At 32.9% G+C, this 19,209-nt stretch carries 16 protein-coding genes; 12 read left to right on the forward strand and 4 right to left on the reverse strand.

Annotated features, from left to right (window positions below; translation table 11 throughout):
- Together VI621_RS13180 and VI621_RS13185 are read left to right on the forward strand one after the other, a co-directional pair.
- Positions 1-1,518: gliding motility-associated C-terminal domain-containing protein (locus VI621_RS13180; RefSeq protein ID WP_324218870.1), on the forward strand; the 1,518-nt coding region annotated here is incomplete at its 5' end.
- 13 nt (positions 1,519-1,531) lie between these two features.
- Positions 1,532-2,521: a PorP/SprF family type IX secretion system membrane protein gene (locus tag VI621_RS13185; RefSeq protein WP_324218871.1), complete on the forward strand. Its 990-nt coding sequence runs from the start codon at positions 1,532-1,534 to the stop codon at positions 2,519-2,521.
- 178 nt (positions 2,522-2,699) lie between these two features.
- Here VI621_RS13185 and VI621_RS13190 read toward each other — a convergent pair whose 3' ends face one another.
- The 4 genes from VI621_RS13190 to VI621_RS13205 all read right to left on the reverse strand — a co-directional run bounded on the left by VI621_RS13190 (position 2,700) and on the right by VI621_RS13205 (position 6,198).
- Positions 2,700-3,164 carry a hypothetical protein gene (locus VI621_RS13190; protein ID WP_324218872.1) on the reverse strand — a complete coding sequence of 155 codons (465 nt, stop codon included), beginning with the start codon at positions 3,162-3,164 and terminating at the stop codon, positions 2,700-2,702.
- Between the two features lie 99 nt (positions 3,165-3,263).
- On the reverse strand, positions 3,264-3,932 hold the full coding sequence (locus VI621_RS13195; RefSeq protein ID WP_324218873.1) for a response regulator: 669 nt from the start codon (positions 3,930-3,932) through the stop codon (positions 3,264-3,266).
- Between the two features lie 10 nt (positions 3,933-3,942).
- Entirely contained in the window at positions 3,943-5,901 is a 1,959-nt protein-coding gene (locus VI621_RS13200) for a tetratricopeptide repeat-containing sensor histidine kinase (RefSeq protein WP_324218874.1), read from the reverse strand.
- 57 nt (positions 5,902-5,958) lie between these two features.
- Positions 5,959-6,198 carry a hypothetical protein gene (locus VI621_RS13205; RefSeq protein ID WP_324218875.1) on the reverse strand — a complete coding sequence of 80 codons (240 nt, stop codon included), beginning with the start codon at positions 6,196-6,198 and terminating at the stop codon, positions 5,959-5,961.
- A gap of 338 nt (positions 6,199-6,536) precedes the next feature.
- Here VI621_RS13205 and VI621_RS13210 point away from each other — a divergent pair, with 338 nt between their 5' ends.
- From VI621_RS13210 to VI621_RS13255, 10 genes are all read left to right on the forward strand, one after another.
- Complete coding sequence (locus tag VI621_RS13210) at positions 6,537-7,466, forward strand: hypothetical protein (RefSeq protein WP_324218876.1); 930 nt, start codon at positions 6,537-6,539, stop codon at positions 7,464-7,466.
- A gap of 168 nt (positions 7,467-7,634) precedes the next feature.
- A complete protein-coding gene (locus tag VI621_RS13215; protein ID WP_324218877.1) occupies positions 7,635-10,067 on the forward strand; it encodes a type I restriction-modification system subunit M in 2,433 nt (810 codons plus the stop codon).
- Positions 10,061-11,191: a restriction endonuclease subunit S gene (locus VI621_RS13220; protein ID WP_324218878.1), complete on the forward strand. Its 1,131-nt coding sequence runs from the start codon at positions 10,061-10,063 to the stop codon at positions 11,189-11,191. Before VI621_RS13215 ends, VI621_RS13220 begins: the two co-directional genes overlap by 7 nt.
- Positions 11,188-11,919 carry a hypothetical protein gene (locus VI621_RS13225; RefSeq protein WP_324218879.1) on the forward strand — a complete coding sequence of 244 codons (732 nt, stop codon included), beginning with the start codon at positions 11,188-11,190 and terminating at the stop codon, positions 11,917-11,919. Before VI621_RS13220 ends, VI621_RS13225 begins: the two co-directional genes overlap by 4 nt.
- A gap of 36 nt (positions 11,920-11,955) precedes the next feature.
- Positions 11,956-12,249 carry a hypothetical protein gene (locus VI621_RS13230; protein WP_324218880.1) on the forward strand — a complete coding sequence of 98 codons (294 nt, stop codon included), beginning with the start codon at positions 11,956-11,958 and terminating at the stop codon, positions 12,247-12,249.
- Between the two features lie 29 nt (positions 12,250-12,278).
- The gene (locus tag VI621_RS13235) at positions 12,279-12,875 is read left to right on the forward strand and encodes a hypothetical protein (protein ID WP_324218881.1); all 597 of its coding nucleotides are present in this window, start codon (positions 12,279-12,281) and stop codon (positions 12,873-12,875) included.
- 96 nt (positions 12,876-12,971) lie between these two features.
- Positions 12,972-13,751, forward strand: coding sequence for a hypothetical protein (locus VI621_RS13240; protein ID WP_324218882.1), 780 nt, complete (start codon positions 12,972-12,974; stop codon positions 13,749-13,751).
- A 107-nt stretch (positions 13,752-13,858) separates the two neighbouring features.
- Positions 13,859-15,640, forward strand: a complete 1,782-nt coding sequence (locus tag VI621_RS13245) for a DUF262 domain-containing protein (RefSeq protein ID WP_324218883.1) — start codon at positions 13,859-13,861, stop codon at positions 15,638-15,640.
- A 13-nt stretch (positions 15,641-15,653) separates the two neighbouring features.
- Positions 15,654-17,936: a DUF262 domain-containing protein gene (locus VI621_RS13250; RefSeq protein ID WP_324218884.1), complete on the forward strand. Its 2,283-nt coding sequence runs from the start codon at positions 15,654-15,656 to the stop codon at positions 17,934-17,936.
- A gap of 4 nt (positions 17,937-17,940) precedes the next feature.
- Positions 17,941-19,209 (forward strand): HsdR family type I site-specific deoxyribonuclease (locus tag VI621_RS13255; RefSeq protein WP_324218885.1); only part of this gene is annotated, 1,269 nt, incomplete at its 3' end.

Genomic DNA, 19,209 nt, shown 5'->3' on the forward strand with positions numbered 1-19,209 from the left:
GACGGGAACGGTGGTGTTAAAACCGTAACAGGGATTACCATTACACAACCTAATGATATTATCATCACAGTTGCAACCACAGCAATTAGCTGTTATGGCGCAAACGACGCCTCTATTACCTTAACTGTTACCGGGGGAACCACACCCTATTTAGCACAATGGGATAATTTAGCCAATGGTTTGTATCAAAATAACCTTGCTGCCGGAACATATACAATTCTAATAACCGATGCCCATAATTGTACAAAACCTGTCACAGTAATCATACCTGAACCACCAATATTTACTATTAATCCGGTGGTTACTAATATTACTTGTTTTGGCGCACATAATGGAAGTATCAATTTAAATATTGTTGGAGGAATAGCTCCAGTAACCTTAGTTTGGAGTGATGGATCAAGTGCAGGAAATGTCAGAAACAATTTAGGTCCAGGAACATACACAGTTACCATTAGTGATGGAAAACCCTGTCATATCAACAGAACTTTTATCATTTTGGAACCACAACAATTGGTTTTAACTGCCAATGTGACTCATGCTTTTGACTGTAATGATGCCAATAGCGGTGCCATAAATCTAATGGTAGCAGGCGGTACACCTCCATTTACCTATGCATGGTCCAATGGGGCAGTTTCCGAAGATTTAATCAATATTCCAGCAGGAAATTATTTGGTAACCGTTACCGATGCCAAAGGCTGTTTTAAAACTGTTCCCTATGCTGTTACCAGACCCTCTCCCATTATAGTTGACGTGCAAACTAATACCGATTTTAATTGTGAAACCAGGTATGTTAAACAAACTTTTGAGGCCCAGGTTTCGGGAGGTATTCCACCGTATCAATTGGTTTGGTCCAGCGGAACGGTAAGCGGGAATAACAATCAAATAATGAATACGAATCAGAATGGTATGGTAATTTTACAAGCAACAGATGCATTGGGATGTACCGCAAATTACACCTTCGATGTCGATATACCCATTCTCGGAACCCCTTCGTTTGTTACGAATTCCTATGCCTATTCAACTTACGGAGCCTATTCTGTTGTTGATCCGATTCAGTTTACCAATACTGCTACCGGGGATTACATCAATATCGCCTGGAATTTTGATGACGGTACAGTATCAACAGAAGAGAATCCGTTGCACACTTATAGCAGCCCCGGTAATTATGTAGTAACTCAAACCGTTACTTACCCACTGGGATGTGTTTATGTTCATGTCATAACTTTAACTGTTGAAAAAGGATATATCCTTGAAGTTCCAGATGCATTTACGCCAAATGATGATGGACTTAATGATACTATGCGTCCTGTATTTAAAGGACTAAAAAAAGTACGAATTGATATTTATGATACCTGGGGCAGTTTGTTGTATTCTGAAGAAGGGGAAACTCTTAAAGGTTGGGATGGCAAAATTAAAGGAGCACAGGCAGAGAATGGAAATTATTTTTGCAAAGTGCAGGCGGAAACCTTCTATAATCAGACAGTCCATAAGGCCCAGCCTTTTACATTAATCAAATAAGACGCCTACTAAAATGAAAATAAAACTATTGCTTTTGCTAATTTTTCACGGAATAACAACGACTGTTACAGCACAGGATCCTGTATTTACTCAATATTTTTTAGTGCCCCAAACACTAAATCCCGGATTTACAGGACTCCTTGAAGACTGGCATGTCGGGCTAATCCACCGTACCCAATGGCCTAATTTGGACAGACAAATTGATACCGATTATGTATTTGCGAATACGTATGCAGGCATTAACAGTGGGATTGGTGTAACTCTAATCAGCAACCGGGAAAAATTTACCAATTACAGCCTGACGCAAATAAACGGAGTCTATGCTCATAAGGTTGAATTGAGTGATGATTGGTATTTTAGACCCGGAATTGAAGTTGGTTATGGTCGCAAAGATTTTAATTTTGGCGGACTGGTACTTGAAGATCAGATTAATGGAAATACGGGCGTTATAAATTCTCAAAGCGTTGATCCAACCTTCAGGAACCGCTCTATCAATTATTTGGATATTTCTGCCGGAATGCTCTTTCATACAGAAGATGTTTGGATAGGCGCTTCGTTGAAGCATCTGAACAAGCCAAATATCTCATTTACCGGAGAAAACAATTTACCTCTTGAAATGTTTTTATCGGTTCACGGGGGTTGGGAATTTGATATCTATGGTTATCGATCGACTTTCCTTCCTGAAGGAAGCAGGATGCTTATGACCTTTAACTATATGAGACAAGGGGAATTTAACCGACTTGATGCAGGAACGGCAATGATATTCAGAGATTGGACCATTGGCACAACCGTAGTCACCAATCCCGAGGGCAAAAGTGATAATAGCCATTTTGTTACTTCAGTGAATCCTTTTGTTTCTTTTCAAATGAAACATTTTATTTTTGGATTTTCCTATGATGTCAATACCTCAAAATTGGGGCAAACAAGAGGTGTATTTGAAATAGGACTTACGTATCAGGTCAATTTAGATTTAAAATGTTGGGGTTGTCCTAATTACAGATAAAGTTCTTCTTATATTGCATCTGAAGCTTTTTGCTTTTAATACGAATAATATGCAATGTTAATTTTAAAACTACTGGACGTTTTTTATTAAATTTTATAAAGGATGCCCATTTTATGCTAGAGGTTAACACCCTAAAGTTTTAATATATATGCTTTTTCAACTATTCTGAACTAGCTTTTCAAAGTGTTTTTATATGTTTATTCAAATGAATTACAATTTCTTCAACATCTGATTTCAGGTGCTTATTAACGACAATTTCTATAAAACTAACTTTATTGACTAATAAAAATTTATATTGAAAGGCATTAAAATAAAATCCGACAATTACTAGCAATAAAGATAGTAATCCTAAAACTATATTAAACCTGAAATAGTTGTCATGATAAACTATTATATAGACTAAAATTATTGAGAAGGCAAAACAGGCCATGTTCCAATGGTATTTTCTTCTTTTGACAAACGAAATCTTTGTAACCTGTTTTAACTTTATAGGCGTTTTTCGATGGTATTCATTGATAATCATTTCTTCTTTGAAAATGGCTCCAAAATCATTTATAAATTCTGGGGTTTCTTGAATTTCTGTATTATTTTTTGGGTGATTGATTTTACTGTCAACTGACTTAAATCGATTAAATACCTTCATTGATAAGTCTGTTTATAGATTTGGATCAAACTTAAATACAATACAAACAACATTCTTACGGGAAACCGTAATGAGGTAAAATATTTTAAAAAAAAAATCTTATACCAAACCCAAATCTTTAGCCATGGCAACAAGATGCACGTTATTATTGGCTTTAAAGTAAATTTTGAGTTTACCAATACGTTTTTCTATGCTACTGGAACCGTTGGGAACTATTCCGGAATTTTTAAACTGGATCGCTATTTCTTCCTGAATTAAACCTTCAGATAATAACTTCAGTAGTTCGATATCATAAGTTTCAATTTCCAGCAATGATTTGTCTTTCAAAACATGGGAAAGTTCGGAAGAAAGGATTTTTTCATCGCTTGTATATATAGATTGGATGGCTTTTTGGAGCTCAGGAATACTGTTGCGCCCTTTCAATATATAACCATCAATTCCTAATGTGTCAAATAGTGATTTTATTCTATAGGATTTGTCTTCAATAGAATATATGATAGTTTTGATATTGGGTTGTATTTTTTTTACGGCAGCTATCAGTTCCTCTCCCGAATTGAGTGTACTTTCTCGATGGTCTGCCTTATAGGACAAATCGGTAATCAATAATTCAAATGGGTCGTTTTCGGCTTGCGCTTTTTTTATTTTCAGATAGGTATCATCACAGTATTTGGCATATTGAATTTGGGGAATGCAAAGGGCTTCCAATGCCTGAACCACTGCTATATTGATACTGTCAAAATCTTCGGAAACGATAACTTTGTTGAACATGGCAATCCTTTTATATTGGAAATGTGATACTTACTTTAAATCCTCTATGGATTGTATTGTCAAAAGTAAGATTTCCATTTATGGCATTTATACGGTTTTCCACATTTAGCAGTCCGCTTTTTAAATTTATTTTGTCAGGCGGTGCTCCGATACCGTTATCAGTGTATTCTATCTGAATTTTTTTATCAATTTTTTTGAAAGTTATGACCACTAAACTACATTGACTGTGCTTTTTCATGTTGACCAGCAGTTCCTGAAGAACACGATACACTGTGATTTTCTTATTGGTTTCCAAAGGCGTATTTTGCAATATATCCAGACCGTTAACCAATACATTTACAGTATCATTACTGTAATTGGACATCATTTCTTTAAGATTGATTACAAAATTGGGCCCGGTATCAATCGAACTATTTTCTTTGGATAAATTTCGTGTTCTGGAATAGATGTTATCCAAATCATTAAGGAGAATTTCTTTGTTGTTTTCTGTTGATAAATCTTGCGTTTCTGCAAAAGTCATCGCATGATAGACATCATTTGCCAGTTCGTCGTGAAGCTTTTTGGAAATACGGGTTTCTGTGTTATAAGAAGCCTTAATTTTTTCTTTCTTGTTTTTAGTATTTAAAAAATTAATGATAAAAACGGTAAGGGCAATCAAAACCAATACCACAAAATACATGAGAAGCGTACTGCTTTTTTGTCGTTCCAACAGCAAGGTGGTTTCTGTTTTTTGGGTAGTAAGTTTTAGGTTTTGTTCTTTTTGATTGCTAAAATCATATCTGATATTGGCAAACTGATTTTTGCTTTTTTGTCTTTCTTTAATAATGCTGTCGTTTAATCTAAAATAGGTAGATGAAAAATCTCTCGATTCGTTTTCGGAACTGCTACTGGCTAAAATTTGCAAAGCATCCAGTCGTTCATCGATACTCTTCATTTTTGTAGCATTTATATAAGCTTTCAAAGCATATTTTTTCGCCAAAAAACTATTATTCTTTGATTTGTAATAATTTGCAAAATGCGTATAACTGGAAATTAAACCGTATTCATCTTTTTGATTTTCCCTAATGACCAAAGCTTTAAGAAAATAGTCCAGTCCTCTGGAATCATTCAGTTTAAAGTAGGCCAACCCTAAGTTGTTCAATATTTTGGACTTTATCCTTTCATTAACTATTACACTTTTTGAATGTTCTAATTTTGATAATAAATCAATCGCTTTTTGATATTGTTGATTTAAAATGAAGACTGAGGCAATATTATTATCAATAATTATCCTGGATGATTCTTCCTCAGCATATTGCCTTGCTTTTTTATAAGAACGCAATGATTTTTCATAATCATAGGTTTCTTTTAAAGAGATCCCCAGATTATTGTAAACACAACTGTAATTATAATTTCTATTGGTTTGGTTAATAAAACTTAATGCCTCCGTATTAACAGCCTCCATATCATAATAATCATCTTTATTTTTTAAAATATCAGACATCATTAATAACGAATAAACCACATGACTGCTGTCTTTTTTTAATTCGAATTGTGTTTTGGACTTATTAAAATAACTGAAGGCAATACTATCCTGTTTCTTACCAGAATAATAATCTCCGAGATTAAGGTAAGAATAACCCAAATAAAGAGTGTCTTTTTTAAGTGTTGCTAATTGTTCCAGTTCTTTTAAAAAATGAAAGGCATTGTCAGGGTAGTTCAGGTTCAAAAACTCCCCTTTTTTATTCATGGTCTTGAAAATAAGGGAATCTATATTTATCTTTTTAGCCAGGTGATAGGATTGATTTATATAGGCTAACTTTTTTTCCACTGAAAGTGAATCCGATTGGCTCAGATCTAAATAACTATTTATCTTATGTATAAATGACTGGGTTTCCTGCGATGGGAAACTTTTATTTTTAGTGCATGATAAAGTAAGCACTAAAAAAAGCAGGATAAAAAAAGGGGAATAAAACGTATTAAATTTCATTCCCCGAATTTAGCAAAATAATACTAATGTACTAAAAAACTACTTCTTAATTTTTACTTATGGCTTTTTCGGAGGCATTGTTCCGTCATCAACACCATCAATAACAATTGGTTCTGTAGGAGTTGTTGTCATAGGAATACTATCCCCTTCTCTGGAAAACAATCCATCGTTTTGTTTTGGAGAACCCAATACTTTTTGATTTTTATTTGCATTTTCCAGCGCTTCAGTATCTGCTGAACACGATACGAACACTAAACCCGATACTGTAAAGACAGCGATAAAAATAAATTTGTTCATTTTTTTTGAATTAAAAATTAGACATGAGTAAGGCTGTTCGAAATAGAAATTCGAATATCATTAAGGCCATACCATTAAATTTTGGTTCGGGAAGTGTAGTGCGCTAAAACAGAACAGCATAAAGTCTACTTCCCGTCTACTTTTTCGTTCTGTTTAGCCACACTAGAATAGAACTAGTTTTGTACATTTGCCTCTGATGCATGTCAAGGCAGTAACTAATTCTGAGGCAAAGAAATGTGGTTTTTGATTGCATGTTTATACGGAATTCCTAAGATTCCGATAATTCCAAAAGATTCCGTTTAATTCCGTTTAATTCCATTACATTCCGATAAAGGCGTATGAAAAAAAATACTTTAGAAGATTACAAAGAGGCTATTCAAGCAAAATATGAAGAGGAAAAATCAGGAGTTTATAGTAGCTTTTTAATTAATCCTTCCCGTGCAAAACTGAGAGATTTATGTATTATCCTTTTTAAGGAAGGTAGAAATTCAGAGGATTTTACAATCTTTCGCAACTTTTTTGGATTTGACTTTAAAGAGGATAATAGCAAGGATTTAAAAAAACAAACAGATAAGTTTAGACCTTTGGAAACTTTTTTTAAAGGGGAAACAGATTTAACGGATATAAGTGGGGTAGATTTAGCTGCGGTATTGGTAAATTTTAACCCAAGACCCATGCACCGATTTTTCAAAGTAACGGATTCCACTACAACCAATAAAGAAGAAAAGCCACCCTACCCTATTGTAGAAGAAAAAGCTGAATTTACGTTTGAAGAACAAAAAAAAGAGCTCACAGCTATCACAGAAGCCATAACAATTCAGGAGCATGCAACCAAAACAACGATTGTACCGAAAACAACATTAGCTCATATACAGCACAAAACAATTTCGGTAAATCAAATCTTTAAAACAATAATACTAATAGTAGTTGTTTTACTCTCGGCTTATGGCATCAAGGCGTTCTTTTTTCCCAATAAGGAATGCATGCAATGGCAAAATGACCATTATGAAGTCGTGGATTGTACTAATGAAATTCAAGGAATTGGGGCAATAAATGAAGTAAAACCCATCATGGAGGAAGAACTGAAATTAAAAAAAATCGAGGTGACCTTCCAAACCCCTTTTTTTCAAAAAAACAAAGCTGTAATCTGGTATTGTAAAAATAACGGCAAGTTGGACTATTTCAATACTGCAGGTTTTCATCCTGAAAATGGTAAACCATTGAAGCCTATTTCGCAGTATATCATTGACAAGTATATTAAGAAGTAGTTCCGGAACAAGTTGCTTTTGAGACAATTAAAAAAGCGGAGCAAATAACCCTAAATAATTCATCACTTTACGGTTTCCCGTATTCCTGATCAATAAATAATCTTTACATTAGCCAAGACAAGAGTTCGCATAAACATAAATCCCCAACATAAAGAATAGCATACAATAATGGCAATTAAAAAATCTGAATTATACAGCTCACTTTGGGCTAGTTGTGATGAATTACGTGGCGGAATGGACGCCTCTCAATATAAAGATTACGTACTCACAATGTTATTTGTAAAGTACATCTCCGATAAATATTCAGGTGATAAATACGCACCGCTTGTTATTCCTGATGGAGCAAGTTTCCAGGACATGGTAGCTTTAGTAGGAAAAGAAACTATTGGTGATGACATCAACAAGAAAATTCTTAATCCGCTTAAAGAAGTTAACCAACTACAAGATTTTCCAGATTTCAATGACCCGACCAAATTAGGTAGCGGGAAAGAAATGATTGATACGCTTTCTAAACTGATTTTGATTTTCAATAAACCAGAATTAGACTTTAGTAAGAACAAAGCCGAAGGCGATGATATTTTGGGTGATGCCTATGAATTCCTGATGCGTCACTTTGCTACCGAAAGCGGAAAATCGAAAGGGCAATTCTATACGCCATCTGAGGTGAGTAAGGTTTTGGCAAAGATTCTTGGAATCAATGATGCCAACAGTACTGCACAAACTACCGCTTATGACCCAACATGTGGCAGCGGATCCTTGCTTTTAAAAGTAGCGGACGAAGCTGAAAAAGAAATCTCGTTGTACGGACAGGAAAAAGAAACGGCAACTGCTGGTTTAGCTCGTATGAACATGATTTTACACAATAAACCTTCTGGAACAATTTGGGCCGACAATACTTTGGCTAAACCCAAATGGGAAGAAGACGGAAAATTAAAAACCTTTGATTATGTAGTAGCCAATCCCCCGTTTTCGTTATCGAATTGGGGTAATGGTGTCGATGCTCAAAATGATATTTACAAACGTTTCCAGGATTATGGAACCCCTCCAGACAAGAATGGCGATTATGCCTTTTTGCTTCACATTATAAAATCATTGAAAAGTACAGGTAAAGGTGCTATCATTTTGCCTCACGGGGTTTTGTTCCGTGGTAATGCAGAAAGTGAAATTCGTAAGAACATCATCAAAAAAGGATTGATCAAAGGGATTATTGGTTTGCCTGCCAACTTGTTTTACGGTACAGGAATTCCTGCGTGCATTATCCTGATTGACAAGGAAAATGCCCATACCCGTAAAGGGATTTTTATGATCGATGCGGGTAAAGGTTTTATGAAAGACGGTAACAAAAATCGCTTGCGTGACCAGGACATTCACAAGATTGTAGATGTTTTCAACAAGCAACTTGAAGTGCCTAAATACAGTCGTATGGTGGGAATTGATGAAATCTCCGATGCCAAAAATGACTATAACCTCAACATTCCAAGATACATTGACAGTCAGGAAACAGAAGATATCCAGGATATTTTAGCCCATTTAAAAGGCGGAATTCCGCAAAATGACATTAATGCATTAGGTGACTATTGGAAAGTATATCCGAACTTGAAAAAAGTTTTATTCTCGGATACCAATGCTACTTATGCACAGTTGAATATGCCTTTGGCCGAAGTAAAAAACGTAATTTTCACGCATCCTGAATTTCTTTCCTTTACCAATGATTTGAAAACAGTTTTCGAACAATGGAAAAAACAAACTACCGCTCAACTTAAAAATTTAGAAGCGGGTTGCAAACCTAAAGAAGTGATTCAAAATATCTCCGAAGCCTTATTGCACGCCTATGACAATCGTGCCTTGATTGACCAATATGATGTGTACCAACACCTGATGAGTTACTGGAGCGAAACGATGCAGGACGATATTTATGTAATTGCTGCCGATGGCTGGAGAGCAGGTAATGAAGTTAACCGACTGGCCAAAGAAAGCAAAAACAGCAAAAAAGAAACCGTGCGTAAAGATGTGGAAGGATTAGATGGATTGGAAGGTAGATTGATCCCGCCAAGCCTTATCATTTCACAGTATTTTATCGCAGAACAAAATTCCATTGATGCCTTAAATGCCAAAAAAGAAGAAGGACAGTCCACCAAAACCGAACTCGAAGAAGAACATGGTACTGAAGGTGGACTATTTGGCGATTTAGACAAAATAAATAAAGCTGAAGTAACCAGATTACTCAAAGAGAAAAAGGTAGAAAAAGCTCCAAAAGATGAAATTTCAGCATGCGAAACCTATTTAAAACTCTTGGAACAAGATGCCAAAATCAATGCCGAATTAAAAGTAGCCTTGAAAGCATTAGAAATGAAAGTTGCTGCTAAATACCCAACTCTTACAGAAACTGAAATAAAAATTTTGGTGACTGACCACAAATGGATGCACACCATAGCCACAGCCATTACTAAAGAAATGGAACGTGTAAGCCAAGCTTTAACACAACGCATCAAGGAATTAGCAGAACGCTACGAAAACCCAATGCCGCAACTGAAAAACGAAGTGGAAACTCTGGAAGAAAAAGTAAACGCACATTTGGCTAAAATGGGATTGGTATGGTAGTTAAGGAAGGATACAAGCAAACTGAGATTGGAATTATCCCAAATGATTGGAACATAAAATCAATAAATGAAGCCTTTGAAATCTGTAATAATCTACGTCTACCAATAAGTGAAGATGTTAGGAAAACTATGCAAGGCATATACCCATATTATGGACCAACAAAAATACAAGATTATATAAACAATTATAGAGTTAAAGGTGAATTTGCTTTAATAGGCGAAGACGGTGATCATTTTCTTAAATGGAGGGAAATTCCTATGACTCAAATCGCATTTGGTAAATTCAATGTTAATAACCATGCACATTTAATAAAAGGAAAAATTAATATTACGCTTACTAGTTGGTTTTATTATTTTTTCAATAATAGAGATATTACACAACATTTAACTCGTCAAGGAGCAGGACGATATAAATTATCCAAAAGCACTTTAGTTAAAATACCTTGTGTTATTCCCTCAACCCTCGCAGAACAAACTGTCATTACGAATGCACTATTTGATGCGGATAAATTAATAACTGGTTTAGAAAAACTAATTACCAAAAAACGAAATATTGAACAAGGAGCCATGCAACAACTTTTGCAACCAAAAGAAGGTTGGGAAGTTAGAAAGTTGGGTGAGGTTGTTGGGAAAGTTACAACTGGGAAGCTTGATGCAAATGCAATGAAAGAAAACGGAGAATTTCGTTTTTATACTTGTGCAAAAGATTATTATTTTATTGACGAATATGCATTTGACACCGAAGCTCTCCTGGTGTCTGGGAATGGTGCTAATGTTGGTTATATTTATTACTACAAGGGAAAATTTAATGCATGTCAAAGAACTTATGTGTTAACTGATTTTGACATTGATGTATTTTACATCAAATTATTTTTAGATAGCTATTTGAAAGACAGGATTTTGACTGAAGTAAGTGCTGGTAACACTCCTTATATCAAAATGGATACAATAACAGATATGACTATTCATTTTCCAAAATCCGCAGAAGAACAAACCCGTATCGCCGCGATTCTTTCGGATATGGATGCGGAGCTTACGGCATTAGAGCAAAAACTGGAGAAATACAAGAAAATAAAGTTAGGGATGATGCAAGAGTTATTAACAGGTAAAACTAGGTTAGTATGAGCAAATATAAAGGAAGTAAAAGGTGTATGCTTGATTTAATAGATTCATCTGATTTTATAACTGATATAAACATTCTTTTAGAAGAAGTAGGAGCTAGTATTTCAACTTCGGATACTTGGATACCCAAAAATTCACAAAATGATAAGGAAGCTGAATTAAAAACCTTTCTAACTCTTAGTCACAATACACAATTAGGGGCGGAAATACAAAATTGGTGGTTAGAAATTTGTACGCCTCAAACTCGAACACCAAATTGGGATTTGGTTTCTACCTGCACAATAAATGGTAAGCCAGGTATATTGTTGGTTGAAGCAAAAGCACATACTCAAGAATTAAATGGAGGAAGTAAAGGGAAAAGCATCTCAGAAGAAGCATCAGGTAACTCTAAAGAGAATCACAAGAAAATAGGTATAGCTATTAATGAAGCAAATACAAATTTAGAAAATGTAATAAGTGGTATTTCCATATCAAGAGATAAATGTTATCAGTTTTCAAACCGCGTCGCACACGCGTGGTGGTTGGCTAATCAAGGAATCCCTGTGGTTCTTTTATACTTAGGTTTTTTAAATTCAGAAGATATGAGGGATAAATATAAAGTTTTCAATAGTCATAAAGATTGGGAAGATTGCTTTATTAACCATACAAAAAAAGTTGGTGCTGCTTCAATTATAAATACAACTATAAATTGTGGTAAAAGTTCATTTATTACAATTTGCAGGAGTTATTAACGGGAAAATGAGGTTGGTATAATGTAATTATGGATTATGAGTGAAAATCTTAACGATGATATTTTTGTAACGCATACGATGGGCGGCATGCTGGAGTTTCAGAAAACTGGAATTTACCCAAATAAGCTTAGAATTTCATCATTAAAATATGACCATGTTTGGCGGATCAAAGTTACTGATGAAATTCAAACAGGCGTATTGGGAATAAAAAGGGTCGTTGTTTATAATTATGTATTTGATGAAAAAGGTTTTAGAATCCAGGAAGTAAGAGACAATGTTCCTATTTCGGACTGGGATGAAATTGGGATGACGGTTATAATGAATGATTGAATTAGATAATAAACTTTAAAATTAGAAGTATGAAAGTATTAGTTATTAGCAGTATGGATTATGATACTATTATTTCAGTAGAAATAAACGAAAGTTTTTTGTACCATTTGCATACTGGAATCCAAACAATACATGATCTAAAGGCAAAATTAGAAGGGTATCCCACTTTGAATATTGAAGATTCTGGTTTCATGAGATTTTCTACCTACAAACTAGGGAAGGCTTTTTCTAGAGAATTAGAAGCTAGGAACAGTAAACTTCCCGAAGATGGAATAGAATATTTATTAGTAGATCAAACTGAGGATATTGTCTTTACTGAGGAACAAAAAAATTATGACGAGTGGAAGGTAATTGAATATCCTTCCGATTATTATGATAACCCTGTATATGAGAACTATTTTAAAAATCTCGAAAGGGTTTATACTAGATATGAAAATTGTAAAATAATTATAGAAGACGGTTGTTTTTTCATTGAACTTCACGATATGGCAGTCTCACTGGGCCATATATTAGGTTGCGAAATTAAGTATTCCGATTTTGAGAAAGAAATTAAAGGAGAACTTAATCTTAATTACAAACCTGTCGAGAAAAAACCATTTTTATCAAAATACAGAGTAAAGGAATAGCTTTGAAATACTTTGTTATTAATAATAACGAAATCAAGTTGATCCTAGAAGTCAGCTTGCTTTCAAACATCAAAATTTAAACTATCAAAACTTAAAATGGCTAATTTCCAAGGAACGACTAAAGAATTTATGAAGTTTATAGGAGGATATTCTAGAAATAAAGTACAGTATATCACTAGAAACCACCGAAAAAAAATAGGCAAATGTCAAGAATGTTTATCAAAAACTTCAAAACTAGATGCGGCACACATTACAGGAAAAGAACGGCCAATCATAATTAGCGACATTTTAAAAGATTTTATAGATGGAGAAATTGTTACCGTTGATTTGCAAGAATTTGAAGATCGTTTTCTAAAAGCGCATGATCCAATAGAAAGTACAATACGAATTTTGTGCAAAAAATGCCATGGAGAATATGATAAAGTAAGTGCAGTTCCTGAATATTTACCCGAAGAGCTTGATTTAGACGCAGAAAAAATTGAAGAACGAGAAGCCGAAATAGTTGAAAAACTAATCAACACATCAGAAATGAATAAAAGCAAAGCGATCGAATTCATCAATAGTGAAAAAGATGGATCTCTTATTGCTAAAAACACAATATATTCAAGCCAAAACGCAGCTATAGATGTTTGGTGGCTGGAACCAAAAAATTTGAAATTTACATCAGAGTTAAATTTTGTTTTAAATAACGCAAACAACAATACGCTCTATCAATTTTGTCTCCAACCTGCTGTGATTTCAAATCCTGAAATTCAGTTTGATCAAAGAAGTGAAAAGAGTGCCTCAAAAATAATTATTCCGATTTCGGATACTGTTTTTAAAGATAAAAAAGGATTTGATTTTACTCCATTTCTAATAAACAGACTTGTCTATTAATTTGCCTGACCCTTTTTTTGAAATTTTTACGCTATAAAGGGATAATTAGAATGTAAGGTTGAGTTGTGTTCTAGATGCTTAATTGATAATTAGATAGACGTCACAGTTTGGCGTTGTGGGAAAATAGATTTGTTGATGAAATAAATATTAAAAAAATAAAAAATATGGAACAGAATTTACTAGAACCAAAAACAATTAAAGAATTAATAACAATTAAAGAATCTTTCTATGTAGACTCTTATCAAAGAGGATATCGCTGGGGAATTCCAGAAGTGGAAGCTTTATTGAAAGATATTGATACTTTTTCAAAAAACAGGTCTGAAAATGAAATTTATTGGCTACAACCCATTGTTGTGAAAAAAATATTTAAAAAAGAAACTGCGCAAGAAGTGTATGAACTCATAGATGGCCAACAACGGCTTACTACTATTTTCCTAATTCTTTCTTATTTAAAAAACAAACTCAATATCTCCATTGATTATAATACACGAACCAGCAGCTCAGCATTCCTTAATCGATTAAATGATATTGACCCTTTCAATACCTGGCCTGAATATATTTCAAAATATCCTAAAGACAATAAAATCGATAATTTTCATTTTTTTCAAGCAATCACTACCATAAAAAATTGGTTTGAAAATAATCCTAACGATAAATTTATTAATTGTCTACTAAACAGCACTCAAATCATTTGGTATGAAGTGCGAGATAGCTCAGAACCAAAGGATATTTTTCAAAGAATTAATGTTGGAAAAATTCCACTGACCAATGCAGAACTAATAAAAGCACTTTATTTAAACAATAAAGTTAATATCCAAAAAAGAAATGAGATTGCTGAAAAATGGGATAGAATTGAATATGGATTAAAGGATGATAAACTATGGTATTTCCTAAATCAAAATCAAAATGAGATGCCTAACAGAATCGAATTTATCTTTAATTTAATTTCTGAAAAATTTAAAAACGATAAGAATAAAGAGGAAAAATTACATACTTTTTTATTTTTTAATGATTCAAAAAATAGAGAAGAAAATTGGAAACAAGTTGAGATTTATTATAATACCTTTTTAGAATGGTATGAAAAGCCTGAATTGTATCATTATATCGGCTTCCTTATTACAACTGGATTTGAAAATGCAAAATCATTAATTAAAAGATACAATAAAGGTATAATTCTAAACGATCCTAAATCGACGTTTTTGATTGAGATAAAAGGAATTATTAAGGATAATATAAAAGATTATAATATTGAAGATTTATCCTATGATAAAAAAAATGATTATCATAAATTAATAAATACCCTTTTATTATTCAATATTCATACAACATTGAAGACTACCCCAGACAATTATTTTCCATTTGAAAAATACAAAAGGAAACATTGGAGTTTAGAACATATTCATGCACAACAATCAAAAGAATTAACCGATAAAGATGCAGTTTTAGGATGGATAAATGAAACTTCTTCAATTGTTAATAAATTCATTTCTGACAAATTAAAAAGTGTTGAAGCCGTATCAATTCTTGAGGAATTAAATAACATAAAAGTTACAACCAAACCAGACATAAAAAATATTCAGGAAAGAGTTTTTAATTTTTTTAGTGATAATAACAATGAACATGTACATTCTATTTCTAATATGGCATTATTAGATAGAGATATTAACAGTGCTCTTAATAATAGTATTTATCCAATCAAGAGAGTTAAAATTTTTGATACCGAAAAAACTAGCCCCAAAGATGTATTTGTCCCTATTTGTACAAAAAATGTATTTTTAAAATACTACAGTCAAGATATTTCACAAATGTACTTTTGGAGTACGGCTGACAAAAGTGAATACCTAAATGAGATTCAAAAATGTTTTAACTATTATGTAACCACAAATTAATCCCTTCAGAAAAATGAACTTAACAGAAAATATAATTGCTACAAATACAAAGACCACTTTTTGGAGCGTAATAGATAAAAATACTATTGTAATACCACAGATACAAAGAGATTATGCTCAAGGTAGAAAGGATGAAGATACATTAGAGATTCGTAAAAATATTATTCAAAGTTTTTTTAATGCTATTTCAAATCCAATCGATAATGCAATTGACATAGATTTTGTATATGGGTATAATAAGAATAATGAATTTATCCCTTTAGATGGTCAACAAAGATTAACTACACTTTTTTTAATCCATTGGTATTTAGCAAAAAAGAATGGTGAAAATTGTGAAAAACTGAATAATTTCAGATACGAAACTCGACAAAGCTCATCTGATTTTTGCAAAGCTTTAGTTGACGCACATATAGATTTTGATGATGATAATCTTGAGGAATATATAAAAGACCAAAGATGGTTTTATCACTCTTGGAAAAAGGATCCAACTGTTGCTTCAATGCTAACAATGATAAAAGCGATTCATGAAGAGCTTAAAAATGTAAACTCAGATCTTTGGGAAAATCTAATAAATGAAAATAAACCGCCAATTACATTTAACTTTTTGGAATTGGAAAAATTCGGATTAAATGATGAACTGTATGTCAAAATGAATTCAAGAGGAAAACCTCTTAGTCGTTTTGAGAATTTTAAAGTATGGTTTCAGAAAAAATTTCCTAACACTCTGGATTGGCAAAATAAAATTGATAATGACTGGACAAATCTTTTTTGGAATTATAAAGGAATTCTGGTTGATGATTTTATTATTGATGACGAATTTATGCAATTCCTAAATGGGATGATAATGTTTGAGATTGCCATTTCAGATAATAAAGATGATGTCAAATTTATTAACGATAATCATGATATAGCTTTATCTAAATATGATACCCTAAATTGTTTTTCAGAAAATTTAGTTAGTAATATAACAAAGACATTAGATTTTATTGGTCAATTTGATTCTGAAATTCAAGCTGAATTAGAAGGAATTAATTACTGGCAACAAAATTCTATATTTGAGTTATTTATTTCAAACAAACCTAGTTATTCAGACAGAATTCGCTTCTTTTCCATTGTTATATATGCTTCAACAATAAAAGTGCCATTAGAGAAATTGCCAAAATCATTCAAAGAATGGATGAGAGTATCGAGAAATCTAATTGAGAACACAGATATTGATAGTTCTGAAAGATTTATAAGTGCAGTAAAATCGATCATTCAAATTGGAGAAAATTGCATTGATTTTTATAAATATTTAGAAGGAAATGACATCAAAATATCTTTTTTCTTAAACGCTCAAATTGAAGAGGAAAAGATTAAATGTAAACTTATTTCATCAAACCCAAATTGGGAGAAAGAATTTATTCAAGCAGAAAATCATGATCTTTTTAGAGGATGTATCGCGTTTCTGATTCAAAATATTGAGAACGAAGATTTAAATGCCTTTATTGAACTCAGAGAAATTGCTGAAAAACTTTTTGTTAAAGATGGCAGTATTGAAAATTTAAAATCAGATTACATATTGTTAAGAGCATCTTTAGCAGAAAGCGAAGTTATTGAAAACATTAAGTTGATTGAAAATGGTGAAAGTTGGAGGGTCTTATTAAAAAGGAAGGAATTTCAAATAGCTATTTTTAATATTATTAAAAAATTTAAACAAAAATATGAGCTTGATTATAAAGCTATATTAAATGAAATAATTGATAATTATAATGACAAAAATATCCTTTGGAAATATTATATAATAAAAAATAAAGAATTACTAAATTCTGATGCTTCACGTTCTAAATTCATTCGAAATTATAATAATTCAGGTCAACATTATTTATTTAACAACGAAGGCGGAAATTGGATTAACAATGACAACCAATTTTTATTGTCGAATAACAGAAACGAAATAATAAAATTGTTGATTGATCAACATCCTGAATTTATTCTCAACAAAACTAGTGATTGGTGGGTTAAAACAGACAGTAGCACAGGCTCTAATTTTTATAGAGGTGAGATAATTTGGATAAAAAAGAATTTTGGAAATTATAATTTATGGTTGCAATTTAAACCCGAAGGGTTAATATTAGGCTTTAGAAGTGATGAATCAGATCAAATAGTGTTAGAAAAGAATGACTATGAAGTTATTGCAGGATGGATTTTAGTTAAAAAATATTTTCCTTATCCGAAAGTAGAATTAGATAAATGGATTGAGACTATCTTGATTGATATTACAGAAATTGAGAAATTAGTCACACCAAGAATTTAAAATAATGAGCACTATAGGACAAATAGAACGTCTTTCTCAAAACCGTATAGTCAAACTCTTCAAAGAACAGTTAGGTTACGCCTATTATGGAAATTGGGAAGACCGTGAAAAGAACAGCAATATAGAGGAAAGCTATTTAGGTAATTATTTACTTAAACAGGGTTATACGGTTACTGTGTTCAGCAAAGCTATTTATGAACTCAAGCAAGTAGCGGATAGCTTTAGCGATGATTTGTACCTAAAAAATAAGAAGATCTATACTATGCTCCGCTATGGTGTAAAAGTAAAAGAAGATGTTGGAACCAATTATACTACCGTTCATTTAATTGACTGGAAGAACTGGAAAAAAAATGATTTTGCTATTGCTGAGGAAGTAACCATCAAAGGAAATCGGGATAAACGTCCAGACATTGTAATTTATGTGAATGGAATTGCTTTGGGAATTCTGGAACTGAAACGGGGTCTGGTAGAAATTACGGAAGGTATTCGCCAGAACATTACTAACCAACAGGATAGTTTCATCCAATCTTTTTTTGCAACGGTTCAATTTGTCATGGCAGGAAACGACACCCAAGGCTTACGCTATGGAACGATACAAACCAAAGAAAAATATTTTCTAAATTGGAAAGAAGACGAGCAAGATAATAGTGAGCTTAAAGTAGATAAATACTTAAAAAAGCTTTGTAATAAAGAACGTTTTTTAGAATTGATATACAATTGTGTATTGTTTGATGCAGGAGTGAAAAAACTACCTCGGCCTCACCAATATTTTGCTTTGAAGGCATCACAGGAACGCATTAAAAAGAAAGAAGGCGGAATTATTTGGCACACCCAAGGTTCGGGAAAAAGTATTATGATGGTAATGTTGGCCAAATGGATATTGGAGAACAATGCCAATGCCAGGGTAATAATCCTAACCGATAGAACCGAACTGGACAAACAAATAGAACGGGTATTTAACGATGCTGGCGAACCCATTAAAAGAACAGGTAGCGGAAGGGAATTATTACAACAACTCACACAGCCTTTACCAAGATTATTGTGTTCTTTAGTACATAAATTTGGTAAAAAAAGTGAAGATAACTTCGAGGATTTCATCAGAGAACTGGAAGAAAACCCTGTGCAAACTATTGGTGAATTATATGTTTTTGTGGATGAGTGTCATAGGACGCAAAGTGGAAAATTGCACCTGGTGATGAAAACCATGCTGCAAAACGCCATATTTATTGGTTTTACAGGGACGCCTTTATTAAAACAAGATAAGAAAACGACT

The sequence above is a fragment of the Flavobacterium sp. genome (assembly GCF_035292545.1).
Lineage (GTDB): Bacteria > Bacteroidota > Bacteroidia > Flavobacteriales > Flavobacteriaceae > Flavobacterium.

What these genes read in the sequence shown, in the direction of transcription:
- VI621_RS13185 (WP_324218871.1), top strand. Translation starts at nt 1,532, where the DNA reads ATGAAAATAAAACTATTGCTTTTGCTAATTTTTCACGGAATAACAACG.
- VI621_RS13190 (WP_324218872.1), bottom strand. Translation starts at nt 3,164, where the DNA reads ATGAAGGTATTTAATCGATTTAAGTCAGTTGACAGTAAAATCAATCAC.
- VI621_RS13195 (WP_324218873.1), bottom strand. Translation starts at nt 3,932, where the DNA reads ATGTTCAACAAAGTTATCGTTTCCGAAGATTTTGACAGTATCAATATA.
- VI621_RS13200 (WP_324218874.1), bottom strand. Translation starts at nt 5,901, where the DNA reads ATGAAATTTAATACGTTTTATTCCCCTTTTTTTATCCTGCTTTTTTTA.
- VI621_RS13205 (WP_324218875.1), bottom strand. Translation starts at nt 6,198, where the DNA reads ATGAACAAATTTATTTTTATCGCTGTCTTTACAGTATCGGGTTTAGTG.
- VI621_RS13210 (WP_324218876.1), top strand. Translation starts at nt 6,537, where the DNA reads ATGAAAAAAAATACTTTAGAAGATTACAAAGAGGCTATTCAAGCAAAA.
- VI621_RS13215 (WP_324218877.1), top strand. Translation starts at nt 7,635, where the DNA reads ATGGCAATTAAAAAATCTGAATTATACAGCTCACTTTGGGCTAGTTGT.
- VI621_RS13220 (WP_324218878.1), top strand. Translation starts at nt 10,061, where the DNA reads ATGGTAGTTAAGGAAGGATACAAGCAAACTGAGATTGGAATTATCCCA.
- VI621_RS13225 (WP_324218879.1), top strand. Translation starts at nt 11,188, where the DNA reads ATGAGCAAATATAAAGGAAGTAAAAGGTGTATGCTTGATTTAATAGAT.
- VI621_RS13230 (WP_324218880.1), top strand. Translation starts at nt 11,956, where the DNA reads ATGAGTGAAAATCTTAACGATGATATTTTTGTAACGCATACGATGGGC.
- VI621_RS13235 (WP_324218881.1), top strand. Translation starts at nt 12,279, where the DNA reads ATGAAAGTATTAGTTATTAGCAGTATGGATTATGATACTATTATTTCA.
- VI621_RS13240 (WP_324218882.1), top strand. Translation starts at nt 12,972, where the DNA reads ATGGCTAATTTCCAAGGAACGACTAAAGAATTTATGAAGTTTATAGGA.
- VI621_RS13250 (WP_324218884.1), top strand. Translation starts at nt 15,654, where the DNA reads ATGAACTTAACAGAAAATATAATTGCTACAAATACAAAGACCACTTTT.